The following is a 16,783-nucleotide window of genomic DNA, read 5'->3' as shown; positions in this document are numbered from 1 at the left end:
GCGCTCTACCAGATGAGCTAAAGCCGCTTATAAATGGTGCCTCCGATCGGAATCGAACCAATGACACGGGGATTTTCAGTCCCCTGCTCTACCAACTGAGCTACAGAGGCAAAATTGGCGACCCGGATGGGGCTCGAACCCACGACCTCTAGCGTGACAGGCTAGCGTTCTAACCAACTGAACTACCGGGCCACATGGTGGAAGTTACAGGGCTCGAACCTGTGACCCTCTGCTTGTAAGGCAGATGCTCTCCCAGCTGAGCTAAACTTCCACGTTGGAGCGGCTTACGAGGCTCGAACTCGCTACCTCCACCTTGGCAAGGTGGCGCTCTACCAGATGAGCTAAAGCCGCTTAACGATGTGGTTTTTGTGCCGCTGTCTCTCAGCGACGTTGTTTATTTTACCGCATCTTTCTTCTTTTGTCAACAGGTTTTTGAAAAAATTTTTCGTATTTTTATTATGCCCCGCCGGGCCTTTTCCGGTTGGCCTCGGCGGGGCAATTCTACAATAGAAAACAGCTGTTGCAGCCTGAATCAATCCAGGCTTTTCAGAAGCTTGTTCACATCCACATGATATTTCTTATCGCAGAACTGGCAGTTCACTTCCACCACAGGCTCCTCTGCCGCCAGCTTTTCCAGTTCGGCACGACCCATGCTGATCAGCGCGCGCTCAACACGTTGCTCAGTGCAGTCGCAGCGATATTCCACGTCATACTCATCCAGTACCTGCGGATCAAAGCCCTGCATGACCATTCCCATGATATCCTGCATGGTCTTCCCCTGCTGCAGCAGAGTAGTCACACTGGGAACATTGGCGATGTTCTTTTCCAGCATGGTGATCTCTTCCTCGGTGGCACCAGGCAGCAGCTGAAGCAGATAACCACCCGCGCAGGAAATGGTCAGATCGGGATCTACCAGAACACCCAAGGCGCACACCGTGGGGATCTGCTCACTGGTTGCGTAATAGCTGGTGATATCCTCCGCAATCTCGCCGGATACCAGAGGAATCTGGCCCACATAAGGCTCTTTCAGTCCCAGATCGCGCACAATGCTCAGGGTACCATCCCGGCCCACTGCGCCGCCCACATTCAGCTTTCCGTCCGGGCGCAGAGGAATCTCCACCACGGGATTCTCCACATAGCCCTTTACGCAGCCCATGCCGTCTGCCACAGCCAGAACAGTACCCGCCGGGCCTCCGCCGTTTACCCGCAGGGTAATGGAATCCTTACTGTTTTTCAGCATGATTCCCATAATGGACGCTGCAGTCAGCAAACGGCCCAGAGCCGCACTGGTTACCGCGCTGGTTTTGTGAATCTGTTCCATAGTGCGAACCAGATTGGTGGAATCTACACCACAGAAGATTACGCCGCCATTCTCCGAAATGCCGCGAATCATATTTCCCATAATTATCGTTTCTCCATCTGTGTATATTCTTTGATTGCCGTGATGATATAGCGCTGGCTTTCCTCGGTAAGGAGCCCAAATGTCTCCCCATCACACACGGTTTCCATCCGGAAGCCATAACGCCGGAGTACATCTTCCACATATTCCAGAGGATAGGTATACTCCTTGAAATGCTCCTCAAAGCGTTCGTCGGTATCCAGATAATGAATGCCGATCTGAATATCCACTGTTTGCTCTGTTTCGTCGTAATGGTTTTTCCAGCAACAGGTAGCATCCGGCCCCTCCAGATCGAACACATTATCTGCCAGCACTTTCTTGTGCTTGTAAGGCGTATTCAGATCAAACAGGAAGATGCCGTCCTTTTCCATGAAAAAAGCCGCTTTTTCAATGGCCTTTTCAAAATTCTCCTTCGGACCAATGTGATTATAGGTATCAAAGGTGGAGATGGCCGCACGGATAGTGCCATACAGGTCCAGATTCAGGATATCCTGCCGCAGGAGCAGCAGACGCTCTGAAATTTCCAGCTCGTCTGCCTTTTCCCGCAAAACAGCCAGCATTTCCTCGGACTGGTCCACACCGATCATATCGTAGCCAGCCTGGGTAAGCATCAAAGTCAACTCACCGGTACCGCAGCCCAGATCGACCACGATTCCGTCCAGGATGCCGTTCTTCTCCAGCTGGCTTTTCACATACAGATACAGCGCATCATAGTCCGCCGCGCCATTCAGCTCATCATAGAAGTAGGCAAACTCATTATACGCCATCTTCCGCTTCCCCCTGCTGAAGGCATTGCTCGAACAGAGCCTGCAGCTCGGGGATTCCTGTTCCCTTTTCGCTGCTGGTCAGAATCACCGCACTGCAGCCATAGCCTTCACAAAGCTCTGCAAACCTCTGCTTTGTGGGCTCGATCTCACTTTTCTTCAGTTTATCCGCCTTGGTGAGCGCCACCACAAAAGGAATCTGCCGGTATTGCAGATACTCCAGCATCTGCATATCATCCGCCGAGGGCATATGGCGGCTGTCCAGCAGCTGCACCAGCAGCATCCGATTGCGCTCTGCATCAAAATAGCTGTTGATCAGCTCATCCCAGCGGCGGCGGTCCGCATTGGATACCTTGGCGTAGCCGTATCCGGGCAGGTCCACAAAGTAGGCAGTGTCCACCGTATAAAAATTGATGGTAGCTGTTTTGCCAGGGGTAGCACTTACCCGCGCCAGATTCTTCCGGTTGCACAGCTTGTTGATCAGGCTGGACTTGCCCACATTGGACCGGCCGGAAAACACAAACTCCGGCCGGTCGCTGTCCGGCAGCTGGCTGGACAGACCGTAGGATGCCTGAAAGTCCGCCTTATTATAATTCAGCATTTGCACATTCTCTCCTTACTGCTGCACCACATTTTCCAGCGGATCGTTTCGGTCTCCACCTGCAATGGGTGCCGCCGTTTTTTTCGAACGGCTCTTCTTTTCCGCAGCCTTCGGCCACACCAACGCAGCCTTTAAAACCTGGCCCAGATTGCTCATGGGCAGGAACTCCACCGCCTTCTTTACTTCGTCGTCCACTTCGTACAGATCACTCACATTGTCCTTGGGAATCAGAACCGTTTTAATTCCTTCCCGGTATGCGGCCATGCTCTTTTCCTTCAGACCGCCAATGGGGAGCACATTGCCGTGCAGGGTGATCTCACCGGTCATTGCCACATCCGCCCGTACCGGCATACCGGACAGGCAGGACACCAGAGCAGTGGTAAGTGTAACACCGGCAGAAGGGCCGTCCTTGGGAACCGCACCCTCCGGCGCATGAATATGGATATCCGCATTCTTGAGCACCGCCGGGTCAATGTGATATTCCGCACCGTGGACCCGCACATAGCTTACCGCCAGCTTGGCGCTTTCCTTCATTACATCGCCCAGAGAACCGGTCAGCTCGATTTTTCCGCTTCCGTCCGGAATCACCAGTACCTCAATGGGAAGAATCTCTCCGCCCACGCTGGTCCAGGCAAGGCCATTGGCAATGCCCACCGCATTGGTCCGGTTGTAGAAATCCGGCTTTACCCGGCGGGGACCCAGAAGTTCCTCCAGATCGGCAGCGCCGATGGAAATCTTTTCCGCATCGCCGCTGGCAAGCTGTCGGGCGCATTTGCGCAGGACCTCTGCAATCCGGCGCTCCAGCCGACGTACACCTGCTTCGCGGGTATAGCCGTCGATCAGGCCGTACAGGCCGCTGTTGGTGATGGTGACCATGCCTTCCATCCCGTTGCTTTTCAGCTGCTTGGGCAGCAGATGACGCTTGGCAATGTTGAACTTCTCCACCCGGGTATAGCTGGGCAGCTCGATCACATCCATACGGTCCAGAAGCGGCGCCGGGATGGTATCCAGACTGTTGGCCGTAGTAATAAACAGCACCTGGCTCAGATCAAAGGGAATATCCAGATAATGGTCCCGGAAGGTCTTGTTCTGCTCCGGGTCCAGGGCCTCCAGCAGCGCTGCTGCGGGGTCGCCCCGGAAATCGCTTGCCAGCTTGTCGATCTCATCCAGCAGCAGCAGAGGGTTCATGCTCTTGGCCGTATTGATCGCACTGATGATTTTACCGGGCATGGCACCGATATAGGTTCTTCTGTGGCCGCGGATCTCTGCTTCATCCCGCACGCCGCCCAGGCTCATCCGGGCATATTTCCGCCCGATGCAGGTAGCGATGGAACGGGCAATAGATGTCTTGCCCACGCCCGGAGGGCCTACCAGGCAGATGATCTGCCCTTTCAGTTCCGGGTTCAGCTTGCGCACAGCCAGAATCTCCAGAATGCGATCCTTGACCTTTTTCAGCCCGTAATGTTCTTTGTTGAGAATATTCTCTGCCCGGCGGATGTCCAGATCATCCACCGTATACTGGCCCCAGGGCAGGCCCAGGCAGGTATCCAGATAGGTGCGGATCACCGCCGCCTCCTGACTGTTGCCGGGCATACGGCTTAACCGATCCATTTCCTTACCCAGTTTTTCCACTGCCTCCTGCGGCAGATTCAGTGCCTCCATCTGCTGACGATAACGGTCCGCCTCAAAGCGGGTGTCCTCGTCTTCGTCCAGCTCCTGAGCAATCACACGCATCTGCTCCCGCAGGTAGTAGTCCCGCTGGTTTTTATCCATCTGGTCATTCACACGCTCGTGGATGTCCTGTTCAATGGCCAAAACCTGATTCTCCCGCTTGAGCAGATCCACCAGCTTCTGCAGGCGCCCCATCAGAGTGCCTTCGTCCAGAATGGCCTGCTTATCTTGGTACTTGAAGAGCAGATTTGCCGGAACGTATTCACTCAGGAATACCGGATCGTTATTTGTAACAATATTGTAGACCACATCCTTGGAAAGGCGGCTGTTCAAGCTGAGATACTGTTCAAACAACCCCTTCAGGCTGCGAACCAGCGCCTCAGCCTCCACGCTTTTTTCCGCCTTTACACCGCGGACCGGCGCAGGCTTGATGGACGCTACCAGCATCTGGTCATTGCTTTCCACTGCCAGCAGACGGGCGCGGGTCTTGCCCTCCACCAGCACCTTAACCAGCTCATCGGATACCCGCAGAATCTGTTTGATCTCCGCCACCACGCCATGCCGATACAAATCGTCCGTGGTAGGATCTTCCGTTTCCATATCGCGCTGGGCGATCAAAAAGATCGGGCTGCTGTTGGCCATGGCCCATTCGATGGCCGCAATGCTCTTGGCACGGCCCACTTCAAAATGTACAACGTTATTGGGGAACAGCACCAACCCGCGCAGCGCAATGGCGGGAAGGCGCTCCACATTGTGCTCCACTTTAATCTTCACACGCTCAGACATATCCAGGGAACCTCCTGCTGCCTCCTTGAAAAAAGAGACGGTTCAATATAGTGTATTTGACTTTATATTATACACAAAAAGTAGAGTTAATTCAAGTAATGCCCGGTGAACATCTAAGGAATGAACGCACCAAAGGGGCCCTCTTACAAGCAGAGAGCCCCTTTCGGCATTCCGGCCCATTACAGGATCGGCATATTGTTCTTATAACGCTTGCGCACTGCGCCGTATTCCAGCTCCGGCTTGCCGCCATTCACCGTATCCTCGGTAATGGTCGCCCGGATGATGGTGGGATCGCTGGGGATCTCGTACATGATGGGAATCAGCATGTTCTCCATCACGCTGCGCAGACCACGTGCACCGCTCTTTCGCTCGATGGTCTTGCGGGCCACCATGCGTAGAGCGTCGTCGGTGAAGTCCAAATCCACATTATCCATCTTGAACAGCGCCTGGTACTGCTTCACGATGCTGTTTTTGGGCTCCTTCAGCACACGGACAAGAGCCTCCTCGTCCAGTGCTTCCAGAACGGTGATCACGGGAATACGGCCGATCAGCTCGGGAATCAGGCCGAACTTCACCAGATCATGAGGCTCCACCTTGCGCAGCAGGGCCTCCCGCTCCTTCTCCTCGCCGCTCTTCAGCTGGCTGCCAAAGCCCAGAACCGAGGTTTCGGTGCGGCGCTGGATGTACTTCTCCAGGCCGTCGAAGGCGCCACCGCAGATGAACAGGATGTTTTTGGTATTGATCTGAATGAACTCCTGCTGGGGATGCTTGCGTCCGCCCTGGGGAGGAACGTTGCTCACGGTGCCCTCCAGGATCTTCAGCAGAGCCTGCTGAACGCCCTCACCGCCCACATCGCGGGTGATGGAGGGGTTCTCGCTCTTGCGGGTAATCTTGTCGATCTCGTCGATGTAAATGATGCCGATCTCGGCCTTCTGGATATCAAAATCCGCAGCCTGAATCAGCTTCAGGAGAATGTTCTCCACGTCCTCGCCCACATAACCAGCCTCAGTCAGAGTGGTGGCATCCGCGATTGCGAAGGGAACGCCCAGCATCTTGGCCAGGGTCTGCGCCAGCAGAGTCTTGCCCACGCCGGAAGGGCCAAGCAGCAGAACATTGCTCTTCTGCAGCTCCACGTCCTTGTCATCGCCGCTGAGGATGCGCTTGTAGTGGTTGTAAACTGAAACCGCCAGCACACGCTTTGCGTCATCCTGCCCAATCACATACTGATCCAGACCCGCCTTGATCTCGGCGGGAGTCAGGATATTGATGGATTCCGTGGCGGCCGGACGGCTCGCACTGCTCCGGGGCTTCGCGGACGGCTGCTGCTGACGAGGCGGCTCCGGCACGCCCTCCTCATCCAGCAGCGAGTGGCACAGTGTGATACACTCGTTGCAGATGTTTACGCCGGGGCCAATGATCATGCGCTCCACTTCGTCCTGGCTTTTGCCACAGAAACTGCAGTGGAGTGTTTTTTCCTTATCTTTTCCGGAATTGATATTTGCCATACAATCAGCTTTCCTTTATCGATGAGTGATCACTGCGTCGATCAGGCCGTAATCCGCAGCCTGCTGCGCAGACAGGAAGTTGTCGCGTTCGGTGTCCGCCACAATGGTCTCATAGGACTGGCCGGTGTACTCGCTGAGCATGCGGTTCATGCGCTCACGAGTACGTACCAGATGATCGGCATGGATCTTAATGTCGGTGGTCTGACCCTGCAGGCCGCTCATCAGCGGCTGGTGGATCATGATCTCGGCGTTGGGCAGCGCCAGGCGTTTGCCCTTGGTGCCGCTGGCCAGCAAAAACGCACCCATGGAGGCAGCCATACCCATGCAGATGGTGGAAACATCGCACTTGATGTATTTCATCGTATCATGGATGGCCATACCTGCACTGATGGAGCCACCGGGGCTGTTGATGTACAGGCTGATATCTTTGTCCGGGTCCTGGCCTTCCAGATACAACAGCTGCGCCACAACCAGGCTGGCGGTGGTATCGTTCACCTCATCGCACAGCATAATGATGCGGTCGTTCAGCAAACGGGAAAAAATGTCGTAAGAACGCTCTCCTCGAGCGGTTTGTTCAATGACGTAAGGAACCAAACTCATGATTCGTCGCCTCCTGTTGATAAAATTAAGCGCCTGCAAAATGACCGATACGAGCAGTTATATTGCGCGTACCGGTCATTTTGATTCCGCTTATGTAAGGGGAAGTGTGCCGAAAGGATTACTCCTTGGTTACCTTCTCCTCGGTGATCTCAGCCTTCTCCTTGATGAAGTCGATGGCCTTGTTCACAGCCAGATCCTTCTTCACCTCGTCGGCATTGACCAGAGACTTCACCTTGTCGATCTCCATCTTGTACTGATCGGCAATGCGCTGCATCTCGTTCTCGTAGTCCTCGTCGCTGGCAGTGATGTTCTCAGCTGCGGCAACGGCCTCCAGAGCTAGGCGGATCTTAACCTGCTTCTCAGCCTGCTCCTTGAAGGAAGCACGGAAGCTGTCCATGGTCTGACCCATGTACTGCAGGTACATATCCAGCTTCAGGCCCTGCTGAGCCAGACGGTACTCGAAGTCACGAACCATCTCGTCCATGCGGTTCTCGTACATTACCTCTGGAATATCACCCTCGATGGTAGCGATCACCTGGTCAACCAGATCGTTCTCAACAGCCAGAGCAGCCTGCTTCTCGTTCTGCTCCTCCATACCCTTGCGGATGTTAGCCTTCAGCTCATCCAGGGTATCGAACTCGCTCACGTCCTTGGCGAACTCGTCGTCCAGCAGGGGCAGCTCCTTGGTCTTTACCTCGTGCAGCTTGATCTTGAAGACAGCAGCCTTACCAGCCAGCTCCTTGGCCTGGTACTCCTCGGGGAAGGTCACGTTCACGTCGAACTCCTCACCGGCAGCGTGGCCAACAACCTGCTCCTCGAAGCCGGGGATGAAGCTGCCGGAGCCCAGAACCAGGTTGTAGTGCTCGGCCTTGCCGCCCTCAAAGGCGACGCCATCCACAAAGCCCTCGAAATCGATATCGGCGGTGTCGCCGTTCTCAGCCTTGCCATCGCGGGTAACGATGCGGCCGTTGCGGTCCTGCATGCGGGCCAGCTCGGCATCCACATCGGCGTCCTCAACAGTATTGACCTTCTTGGTGGCCTTTAAACCAGCGTACTGGCCAACCTTGATCTCGGGCTTCACAGCCACAACCACCTTCAGCACAACGCCGTCCTCCAGGCTCTGGGAAACGATGTCGGCTTCGGGGCGGCCCACGGGCTCGATGCCGGCTTCCTTCACCGCAGCCTCAAAAGCCTCGGGGAACAGATCGTTGATGGCATCGTAGTGGAAGATATCAGCGCCATACATCTTCTCGATCACAGCGCGGGGAGCGTGGCCCTTGCGGAAGCCGGGCACGTTGTACTTCTTGCCTTCGCGCTTGAACGCCTTGTCAATGGCAGCCTTAAAAGCCTCGGCATCCACCGAAAACTGTAACTCATGCATGCTCTTTTCGAGCTTTTCACTTTTTACGAGATTCATTTTATTTCCTCCATACAAAGAAATTCAATTTATTATACCATGCTGTGCATGGAATTTCCATACTTTCGTTAAATTTTATATGGGCAAAATGCCAGTGCATCCGCCGAAATCAGTCGGTATTCAATGCCATCCACCATTCCCTGCACCGCAAAACGGATCGCATTCCCGTGCAGGTGCCCGTAAAAGCAGCGTTTTACATTGTATTCCTTCAGCAGGTCGATCACCTGCTGGGCGTTGGCATTGGGATATACCGGCGGGTAATGCAGAAAGGCAACCCGCTCGGCCCCCTCCGGTGCCGCCTCCAGGCTGGTACGCAAACGGCCCAGCTCACGGTTCATCACCTTTTCGTCGTGGGGCTCCCCCACATCGAACATCCAGCTGCGGGTGCCGCACACGGCCAGGCCCTCGGCCAGAATAGAATTGTTGTGCAGGATATGAAGGCTGTCAAAGCCTTTTTCCTGCAAAAAGCGCTCCATCTTCTTGACAGTGGTCCACCAGTAATCGTGGTTGCCCTTCAAGAGCAGCTTTTGGCCGGGCAGGCGCTGCAAAAATGAAAAGTCCGCAGCGGTATCCTCCAGCTTCATAGCCCAGCTGGTATCGCCCGCCAGCACAACCGTGTCCTCCGGGCGCACCAGCGTATTCCAATGATGCTCCAGCTTTTCCATGTAGCCCTGCCAGCCCGGAAAAATATCCATGGGTTTTTCGCATCCCAGCGAAAGATGCAGATCCCCGATCGTATAAATTGCCATATATTTCTCCTCATATTCCAGTTGATCCGGCAAACAATAACCTCACAAAGGAGGTTTTGAAAATGGAACACAAAGAACCTGTCATTCGGGGAGTATGCTGTGACGTACGCAACTGCGTCCACAACGACGGCTCGTGCTGCTGCACCGCCGATTCGATCCATGTGAACCGCTGCTCCGACGATCCGGGCAAAACCAAATGTGATACCTTTGCAGAGATCTGATCAAAAACAGTTTCTCTGCTCCGGGAAACAGCAGTGCTGCTTCGGCAAACATGCGAAGCGGCACTGCTGCTTTTTTACAGGATTTTTGCGATCTCGCGGATCTGCTCCGGCTCGATCTCCCGATCAAAGCGTTCCGGCTGCCCCTGCAGCGAAGCAAGCGCCTGCGGCACGGGAGCGTTTGTGTGTGCGGCCAGCTGCCGCATCGCCTCAAATTCATCCTCCGGCACCGGCTGGCCCAAAGCCTCCAGCACATCGCCGGGGAACTTGAAGGGGCTTGCAGTGGACAGCACCACCATAGGTGCCCCGGAAGAAGTTTCGTTCTTGTGTTCCTGCGCCACGCGGAAAGCCACCGCCGTGTGGGGATCACACAGGTACTGATTGTCACGGAACATGACACTGATCTCTTCCGCCGCCTGCTCGTCATCCGTGCAACCCGCGGAGAAAATCTCCTGAATCTTCTCCAGGCACTGTTCATCCACCTGATAGTGACCCTGGGTACGCAGCTCTTCCATCCATCCGCTCACCTTTTCGGTGTCCTCGCACATGTGGTACAGCAGGCGCTCCAGATTGGAGGACACCAGAATATCCATAGAAGGCGATGTGGTGCGGTAGAAGGTGCGGCGGGCATCGTAATGACCAGTCTTCAAGAACTCGGTGAGCACATTGTTCCGGTTGGATGCGCAGACAAGCCGGCCCACAGGCAGGCCCATCCGCTTGGCGTAATAGCCGGCCAGGATATCGCCGAAATTGCCAGTGGGTACACAGAAATCCACCGCGTCGCCCATCTGAATGCGGCCCTGCTCCAGCAGCTGCCGGTAAGCGGCAAAGTAGTACACGATCTGAGGAGCCAGACGGCCCCAGTTGATGGAGTTCGCACTGGACAGGCACACATTCTGCTCGGCCAGCTGACGGCCCAGCTCCTGATCTGCAAAGACCTTTTTCACCCCGGTCTGTGCATCATCGAAGTTGCCGTTCACCGCATACACAGCCACATTATCGCCCTGCTGCGTGGTCATCTGCAGGCGCTGCACCTGGCTGGTGCCGTGGGAGGGGTAAAACACCGCGATTTTCACACCGGGAACATCCTGATACCCGGCCAGAGCTGCCTTACCGGTATCGCCGGAAGTCGCAACCAGAATATAGGTCAGTTCACTGCGTCCCAGCAGCTCCTTGCCCTTGACCAGAAGCTTCGGCATGATCTGGAGTGCGTAGTCCTTGAAGGCGCAGGTGGGGCCGTGCCAGAGTTCCAGCGAATACAGATCCTCGTTTACCGGGCGAAGGTAACCGGCTCTGCCTTGAAATGCCGCACCGTAGGTCTTCTCTGTAGCTTCCGCCACAAATTCCTGAGGATATCCCGGAAGGACAAGTCCAAACACATAGGCCGCCAGGTCTGCATAGCTGCCCTTTTCACAAGCGGTTTTCAGGTCTGCCTGAGGGAAGGATTCCGGCACAAAGAGTCCGCCCTCGGAGGAAAGGCCCTGAACAATGGCCTGAGCTGCCGACACCCGGCTGCCCGCGTTCCGCGTACTGAAAAATTGCATGGTAGTTGTCCCCTTTCTTTTCTGTGGATCTGCAGTCTTACGCCTGAAATGCGTCCTGAATGCAGTGTATCGCAAAACCACCCTGGGGCAGAGTCAGCGCCTCCACCACATCGAACCGGATCGTCTTTTCCAGCAATCCGTTGGTTTGCAGGTAAGCTTGTGCAGCCAGCAAAATACGCTGCTGCTTTGCCCGGGTCACCGCCTCCTGCGGTCGGTACCAGGCATTTTCCGCGCGGGTCTTGACCTCTGCGATGACCACAAGCCCTCCCTTTTGCAATACCAGATCCAATTCGCCCTGGCGGGTTTTGTAGTTGTGGTCCAGCAGCTTATAACCGCGGTTCATGTAATAACGGGCGGCAGCAGCTTCTCCGCGCCGGCCCGTATCCTGAGCATTCATCCTCAATACCCCAGCTTCTTCAGGAAGGAGCAACGGTAGAAGGGCTGAATGCCGTATTGCTGAATCAATTCATAATGCAGCTTGGTGGGATATCCCTTATGCTTTGCCAGCTGATACTGGGGATACTGCCGATCCAGCTCCAGCATGAACCGGTCCCGGCTGACCTTGGCCAGAATGGATGCCGCACCGATGCTGGCGCTGGTGGCATCGCCCTTCACCTGAGCTCCCGCCGGAATCGAAAGCTCCGGCGGGACACGATTACCGTCCACCAGAACATATTCCGGCCGGATGGAAAGCTGCTCCACCGCCTGACGCATACCGTCCATAGTAGCCCACAGGATATTCTTCTCATCGATCACCGCAGGCTCCACCATCACAATGCTGTAAGCCAGCGCTTTTTCCAGAATCACATCGAACAGCTGCTCACGCTTTTTTTCACTGAGCTTTTTGGAGTCGTTGATCCCCTCGATGGGATTTTCCGGGTCCAGAATGACAGCTGCACAGCAAACCGGACCGCACAGCGGGCCACGGCCTGCCTCGTCCACACCACAGAAAACACCCTTTTCCCGGCGGAGCTGCTCGTCGAATTCATACAACGCGTTCATTCCTGCACCTCTTGCTCCTGGGCCTGCTCCATCTGATAGGGTTTTTCCAGGGTGATGCGGCCCCACTTGCTGGCGCGGAACTCGTCCACCAGCATGATAGCCGCCCGCTCGGTGTTTACCTCGCCGCCGCTGATCAGCATGCCGCGCTTACGGCCGATGGCCTCCAGCAGCTCCCAGGCACCCAGCTGCAGCTGCTCCTCGCTGAGCTTGTAACGCTCGGCCAGCTTCTCCGGATAAATCTTCTGCATCTGGCTAAGCAGGCCCATGGCCAGCTCTTCAATATCCAGAATGTCATCCTTAATGGAACCGATGAATGCCAGGTTGGTGGCAGTCTCCAGGCTGTCGAACTTTTTCCACAGCACACCGGGCATATCCAGCAGGTCGTAGTTGCCCACGGTAACCCACTGCTTACCGCGGGTCACGCCCGGACGGTCTGCCGCCTTGGCACGTACCTGGCCCGCAAAGTTGTTGATAAAGGTGGACTTGCCCACGTTGGGGATGCCTACCACCATGACCCGGATACGGGCGCCGCCCATACCCTTGATAGCCCGGCGGGCAATCAGGTCCTCCAGTTCCTTTTCAATGGCGGTGCGCACCTGTGCGGCACTACCCTTCTGCTTGGCACTGATGGCCACGCAGCCGGCGCCGGAAGCCCGGAAATACTTCACCCAGGCATTGGTCAGGGCCGGGTCCGCCAGATCCGCCTTGTTCATTACATACAGGCGAGGCTTCTGCTCAGTGATCCGCTGAATCTCCGGGTTCAGGCTGCTCATGGGAATGCGGGCATCCAGCAGCTGCAGAACCGCATCCACATTCTTGATATTTGCCTCCATCAGCCGCAAGGTCTTCATCATGTGACCGGGGAACCACTGGATATTGCGGCGGTTGATCATATCGTTGCTCATTCGATCCTCCCAAATGCGTTCAGCGGGAAGATGCGCCACAGCACCTTGCCCAGAATATCCCGTTCATCGATCAGGCCCACGCTCACAAAGCGGCTGTCAGTGGAATGCTGACGGTTATCTCCCATCAGGAACAACTGGCCCTCCGGCACCGTCAGCGGGAAGCCGATGTTGCCTTCAGTATAAGTGGGCTCGGCGGTATAGGGCTCGTCCAGGGCTTCGCCGTTTACATACACGATACCCTGCTCTGCGTCGATGTCCACCGTATCGCCGCCCACTGCGATCACACGCTTGACCAGCGGTTTACCATAATTGATGTAGCCATCCACCACAACCACATCCCCACGCTGGGGTTTGTAAAAGGTACTCTGCACCAGCAGACGGTCCTGCTCATGCAAGGTGGGCTCCATGGAATGGCCATCCACCACTACGATTCGTGCGCAGAACGCAAAGATCAGAACCAGGGCGGCCAGCGCGAACACCAACGCGTCGTACCAGTCCAGCAGGTCCACATTTTTGCGGAAACGTTTTTCTTCCATTGGGTACATCCTCTTTCCAGGGATTTACAGAACGTATTTCACATTTTACCATATAACGAAAAAAGGGGCAATATAAATTGCCCCTTTTTTGTCGATTATCAGATCTGCTCCTTAACCTTGGCAGCCTTACCAGTGCGGCTACGCAGGTAGAACAGCTTCGCACGGCGAACCTTACCGCAGCGAACAACCTCAACCTTCTCAACGAAGGGGGAGTTCACGGGGAACACGCGCTCTACGCCAACGCCGTAGGAAGAACGGCGAACAGTAAAGGTCTCAGCCACGCCGCCATGCTTCTTGGCGATTACAGTGCCCTCGAAGGCCTGAATACGCTCACGCTCGCCTTCCTTGATGCGAACGGAAACGCGAACGGTGTCGCCAACTTCGAACTTGGGCTTGTTCTCTTTGATCATGCCCTCGGTGATAATCTTCATTGCGTCCATTGTAAAATCCTCCATTTTTATCGACGTTCGTACCCGTGCAATGGCCGCACAGCAGAGGACCGCCTGTTTTAATGATATACATTAACCCCGCTGGTTGGAGCCAGCGAACACTAACGCCTAAACATCATATCACAGCCTTGTGCGTTTTGCAAGGCCTTTTTATCGAAAATCCGTTTGATCTTCCAGCAAAAGTGCGGTACGCAGCACCGAAACATCAGTGGGGTTGAGTCCGCAGTGCTCCTGCATGAAATTCAGCCAGAGCGAGGGATTCAGATTGTTTCCCTCTCCTGCGGTCAGAAGCAGTTCTGCCTGCAGTTCATTCTCCTTCTGTTCAGTCTCGATGCGGGGCAGCGCCTGCTTCAGGTCGATCTCCTTATGGCCGCGCTTGGTCTTTTTCTGAATGACCGCGCTCTCCAGCTGATTGTAGGCATCCACACTGACTTGGGCACTCAGCGGCATGCGCAGCTGATAGCACGCAAAACAGATTTTCTCTGCCTTGTACTTGGGAAGTGTGACCCGGGTCACCTTGATGCCCAGGGGCATCACCCGATCCAGAGCCTGCCGCCAGTCTTCCAGGGGAACCTTCTCCAGCTCGGTTTTCACATCCACGCTTTCCACCAGGCTCTCCTGGCCCAGAGGCAAGGGGTTGGCAAAGGTCATATAGATATGGGGATTAAAGCCCATGGTGTACCATACCGGAATGCCGCTGCGCTTGATGGAGCGCTGCATGACACGCTGCAGATCCAGCAGCGAAATATAGGAGGCCTCCCCTGTCTTAGTGAACCAGATCCTTACTGTAGTCAAAGCAGGCACCTCCCAACAGTTTATTTGCTCCGCAGGCACTGCAGACCCGATTGCAGGGCTGCGTGGTCTGCGCCATGGTAGCTTTCTTATATTCCCGTACCAGGAACTCGTGGCTTACACCGTAATCCAGATGACTCCAGGGAGTAAGCTCGTCCAGATCAATGAACCGGTTGGCGTAGAACGCAGTATCCATATTGAACTCCTGGAAGGTCTCCAGCCAGGTATCGTACTGGAAGCACTCATCCCAGCCGTCAAAGAAGCAGCCCTTGCGGTAAGCAGCCTCGATCACCGGAGCCAGACGACGGTCGCCCTTGGCGAACACAGCTTCCAGGAAGCTGGTCTTGCTGTCGTGATAGTTCACATGAATCTTCTTGCTATGAACGCTGTGCAGCAGGTGCTGCTGCTTTTCCCGCAGCATCTGCTCGGTATCCTGAGGAACGAACTGGAAGGGAGTGTGGGGCTTGGGCACGAAGCAGGCGCAGCTGATGGTCACCTGAACGCCGCGGCCCTTGGGCTTATTGGGGTTGGCGTAGTACAGCTCCACGATCTGCTGAGCAGTTTTGGCAATGCCCTCAATGTCCTCCAGGGTTTCGGTGGGCAGACCCATCATGAAGTACAGCTTTACCGAGGTATAGCCTGCGTTGAAGGCCAGGGTGCAGCTCTTTTCGATCTCATCCCAGGTAATGTTCTTGTTGATTACATCACGCAGCCGCTGGGTACCTGCCTCCGGCGCAAAGGTCAGACCGCTCTTGCGCACCTTGGTGGTTTTCTCAATCAGGCTCTCGGTGAAGTTATCAATACGCAGCGAAGGCAGCGAAATGCTTACATGCTCTTTCTCAGTCCAGGGAGCCATGTCGTCCAGCAGGGTTTCCAGCTGGCTGTGGTCCGAAGTGGACAGACTGGTCAGGCTGATCTCTTCGTAGCCGGTGTTGGCGCACAGATCCTGCGCCGCCCGGTTGAGCAGCTGGGCATCCCGCTGGCGCATGGGCCGGTAAATGAAGCCCGCCTGGCAGAAACGGCAGCCTCGCACGCAGCCTCGCAGCACCTCGATCTGGGCACGGTCATGCACCGCACCCACCATGGGCACTACAAAGTTGGTGGGCAGCTTCTGGGTGTTCATATCCTTGATGATCGCCTTATGGATCACCGCCGGGGCGCAGTCCTCATTGGGGGTGATAGCCTGGATGCGGCCATCCTCTTTGTAGCTCACATCGTAGAAGGAAGGCACATAGCAGCCTTCGATCTTGGCCAGACGGCGCAGAAGCTCCTTCTTGCTGATGCCCTCCTTCTTGGCCTGCTCCACAGTGGCGCACACCTCGGGCAGCTGCAGCTCACCCTCGCCCAGCATCATCATATCGATGAAGTCGGCAATGGGCTCAGCGTTGCACACACAAGGACCACCGGCCACCACCAGAGGCCAGCTCTCGTCGCGGTCCTTGCTGTACAGCGGGATTCCCGCCAGATCCAGCATAGCCAGGATGTTGGTGTAGGACAGCTCGTACTGCAGGGTAAAGCCCACAATGTCAAATGCAGTCAGCGGGTCTTTGCTTTCCAGAGCGTAGGTGGGGATGTGCAGCCGCTCCATCTCCTGCTTCATGTCCAGCCAGGGCATGAAGGCGCGCTCGCACCACCAGTTGGGGCGCTCGTTCAGCAGCTCATACAGAATCTTCATGCCCAGAAAGGACATGCCCACCTCGTAGGTGTCCGGGAAGCAGAATGCAAACCGGAGGTCCACATCCTCTTTGTTTTTTATAATGCACCCGGGCTCGCCGCCGGTATAGCGGCCGGGCTTCTGTACCCGTGCCAGGGCCTCCGTCAATTTCGGATCAAACACTTGCTTCA

17 protein-coding genes and 4 tRNA genes are annotated in these 16,783 nt (G+C 55.6%); 1 reads left to right on the top strand and 20 read right to left on the bottom strand.

Going from position 1 to position 16,783, the window contains the following annotated elements:
* Positions 1-34: 34 nt before the first annotated feature.
* From J7G73_RS07930 to J7G73_RS07875, 12 genes are all read right to left on the bottom strand, one after another.
* Positions 35-110, bottom strand: a tRNA-Phe gene (locus tag J7G73_RS07930).
* A gap of 5 nt (positions 111-115) precedes the next feature.
* Positions 116-192: transfer RNA gene (locus J7G73_RS07925), tRNA-Asp, on the bottom strand.
* A gap of 3 nt (positions 193-195) precedes the next feature.
* Positions 196-271: transfer RNA gene (locus tag J7G73_RS07920), tRNA-Val, on the bottom strand.
* Between the two features lie 4 nt (positions 272-275).
* A tRNA-Gly gene (locus J7G73_RS07915) sits at positions 276-351 on the bottom strand.
* A gap of 181 nt (positions 352-532) precedes the next feature.
* Positions 533-1,402 (bottom strand): Hsp33 family molecular chaperone HslO, encoded by an 870-nt coding sequence (gene hslO, locus J7G73_RS07910; protein ID WP_291245859.1) that lies wholly within the window; start codon positions 1,400-1,402, stop codon positions 533-535.
* 2 nt (positions 1,403-1,404) lie between these two features.
* Complete coding sequence (locus tag J7G73_RS07905; protein ID WP_291245858.1) at positions 1,405-2,166, bottom strand: class I SAM-dependent methyltransferase; 762 nt, start codon at positions 2,164-2,166, stop codon at positions 1,405-1,407.
* On the bottom strand, positions 2,156-2,761 hold the full coding sequence (yihA, locus tag J7G73_RS07900; protein WP_087293691.1) for a ribosome biogenesis GTP-binding protein YihA/YsxC: 606 nt from the start codon (positions 2,759-2,761) through the stop codon (positions 2,156-2,158). Before yihA ends, J7G73_RS07905 begins: the two co-directional genes overlap by 11 nt.
* Before the next feature lie 18 nt (positions 2,762-2,779).
* Positions 2,780-5,221 carry an endopeptidase La gene (lon, locus tag J7G73_RS07895; protein WP_291245857.1) on the bottom strand — a complete coding sequence of 814 codons (2,442 nt, stop codon included), beginning with the start codon at positions 5,219-5,221 and terminating at the stop codon, positions 2,780-2,782.
* 179 nt (positions 5,222-5,400) lie between these two features.
* Positions 5,401-6,726: an ATP-dependent Clp protease ATP-binding subunit ClpX gene (clpX, locus tag J7G73_RS07890; RefSeq protein WP_087293554.1), complete on the bottom strand. Its 1,326-nt coding sequence runs from the start codon at positions 6,724-6,726 to the stop codon at positions 5,401-5,403.
* A 15-nt stretch (positions 6,727-6,741) separates the two neighbouring features.
* Positions 6,742-7,326 (bottom strand): ATP-dependent Clp protease proteolytic subunit, encoded by a 585-nt coding sequence (locus J7G73_RS07885; RefSeq protein ID WP_087293557.1) that lies wholly within the window; start codon positions 7,324-7,326, stop codon positions 6,742-6,744.
* A 118-nt stretch (positions 7,327-7,444) separates the two neighbouring features.
* The gene (gene tig / locus J7G73_RS07880; protein WP_291245856.1) at positions 7,445-8,743 is read right to left on the bottom strand and encodes a trigger factor; all 1,299 of its coding nucleotides are present in this window, start codon (positions 8,741-8,743) and stop codon (positions 7,445-7,447) included.
* A gap of 68 nt (positions 8,744-8,811) precedes the next feature.
* The gene (locus tag J7G73_RS07875) at positions 8,812-9,492 is read right to left on the bottom strand and encodes a metallophosphoesterase (protein ID WP_291245855.1); all 681 of its coding nucleotides are present in this window, start codon (positions 9,490-9,492) and stop codon (positions 8,812-8,814) included.
* Between the two features lie 62 nt (positions 9,493-9,554).
* Between J7G73_RS07875 and J7G73_RS07870 the strand changes: the two genes are divergently transcribed.
* A complete protein-coding gene (locus J7G73_RS07870; RefSeq protein ID WP_087181463.1) occupies positions 9,555-9,713 on the top strand; it encodes a DUF1540 domain-containing protein in 159 nt (52 codons plus the stop codon).
* A gap of 74 nt (positions 9,714-9,787) precedes the next feature.
* Here J7G73_RS07870 and thrC read toward each other — a convergent pair whose 3' ends face one another.
* The 8 genes from thrC to J7G73_RS07830 all read right to left on the bottom strand — a co-directional run bounded on the left by thrC (position 9,788) and on the right by J7G73_RS07830 (position 16,775).
* Positions 9,788-11,254, bottom strand: coding sequence for a threonine synthase (gene thrC, locus J7G73_RS07865; protein ID WP_291245854.1), 1,467 nt, complete (start codon positions 11,252-11,254; stop codon positions 9,788-9,790).
* Positions 11,255-11,291: 37 nt separating this feature from the next.
* Positions 11,292-11,651 (bottom strand): YraN family protein, encoded by a 360-nt coding sequence (locus J7G73_RS07860; protein WP_291245853.1) that lies wholly within the window; start codon positions 11,649-11,651, stop codon positions 11,292-11,294.
* A 2-nt stretch (positions 11,652-11,653) separates the two neighbouring features.
* Positions 11,654-12,256, bottom strand: a complete 603-nt coding sequence (locus tag J7G73_RS07855) for a ribonuclease HII (protein ID WP_291245852.1) — start codon at positions 12,254-12,256, stop codon at positions 11,654-11,656.
* The gene (gene ylqF, locus J7G73_RS07850; protein WP_291245851.1) at positions 12,253-13,161 is read right to left on the bottom strand and encodes a ribosome biogenesis GTPase YlqF; all 909 of its coding nucleotides are present in this window, start codon (positions 13,159-13,161) and stop codon (positions 12,253-12,255) included. The genes J7G73_RS07855 and ylqF overlap by 4 nt, the downstream gene beginning before the upstream one ends.
* Entirely contained in the window at positions 13,158-13,697 is a 540-nt protein-coding gene (lepB, locus tag J7G73_RS07845; protein WP_087293571.1) for a signal peptidase I, read from the bottom strand. Before lepB ends, ylqF begins: the two co-directional genes overlap by 4 nt.
* 98 nt (positions 13,698-13,795) lie before the next feature.
* Entirely contained in the window at positions 13,796-14,137 is a 342-nt protein-coding gene (gene rplS / locus J7G73_RS07840) for a 50S ribosomal protein L19 (RefSeq protein WP_164474883.1), read from the bottom strand.
* A 159-nt stretch (positions 14,138-14,296) separates the two neighbouring features.
* On the bottom strand, positions 14,297-14,941 hold the full coding sequence (locus J7G73_RS07835) for a TIGR03936 family radical SAM-associated protein (protein ID WP_291245850.1): 645 nt from the start codon (positions 14,939-14,941) through the stop codon (positions 14,297-14,299).
* Positions 14,913-16,775: a TIGR03960 family B12-binding radical SAM protein gene (locus J7G73_RS07830; RefSeq protein ID WP_291245860.1), complete on the bottom strand. Its 1,863-nt coding sequence runs from the start codon at positions 16,773-16,775 to the stop codon at positions 14,913-14,915. The genes J7G73_RS07835 and J7G73_RS07830 overlap by 29 nt, the downstream gene beginning before the upstream one ends.
* Positions 16,776-16,783: the final 8 nt, after the last annotated feature.

The organism is Allofournierella sp. (assembly GCF_017889395.1).
Classification (GTDB): Bacteria; Bacillota; Clostridia; order Oscillospirales; family Ruminococcaceae; genus Allofournierella.
This window is presented reverse-complemented; position numbering and strand designations above follow the sequence as displayed.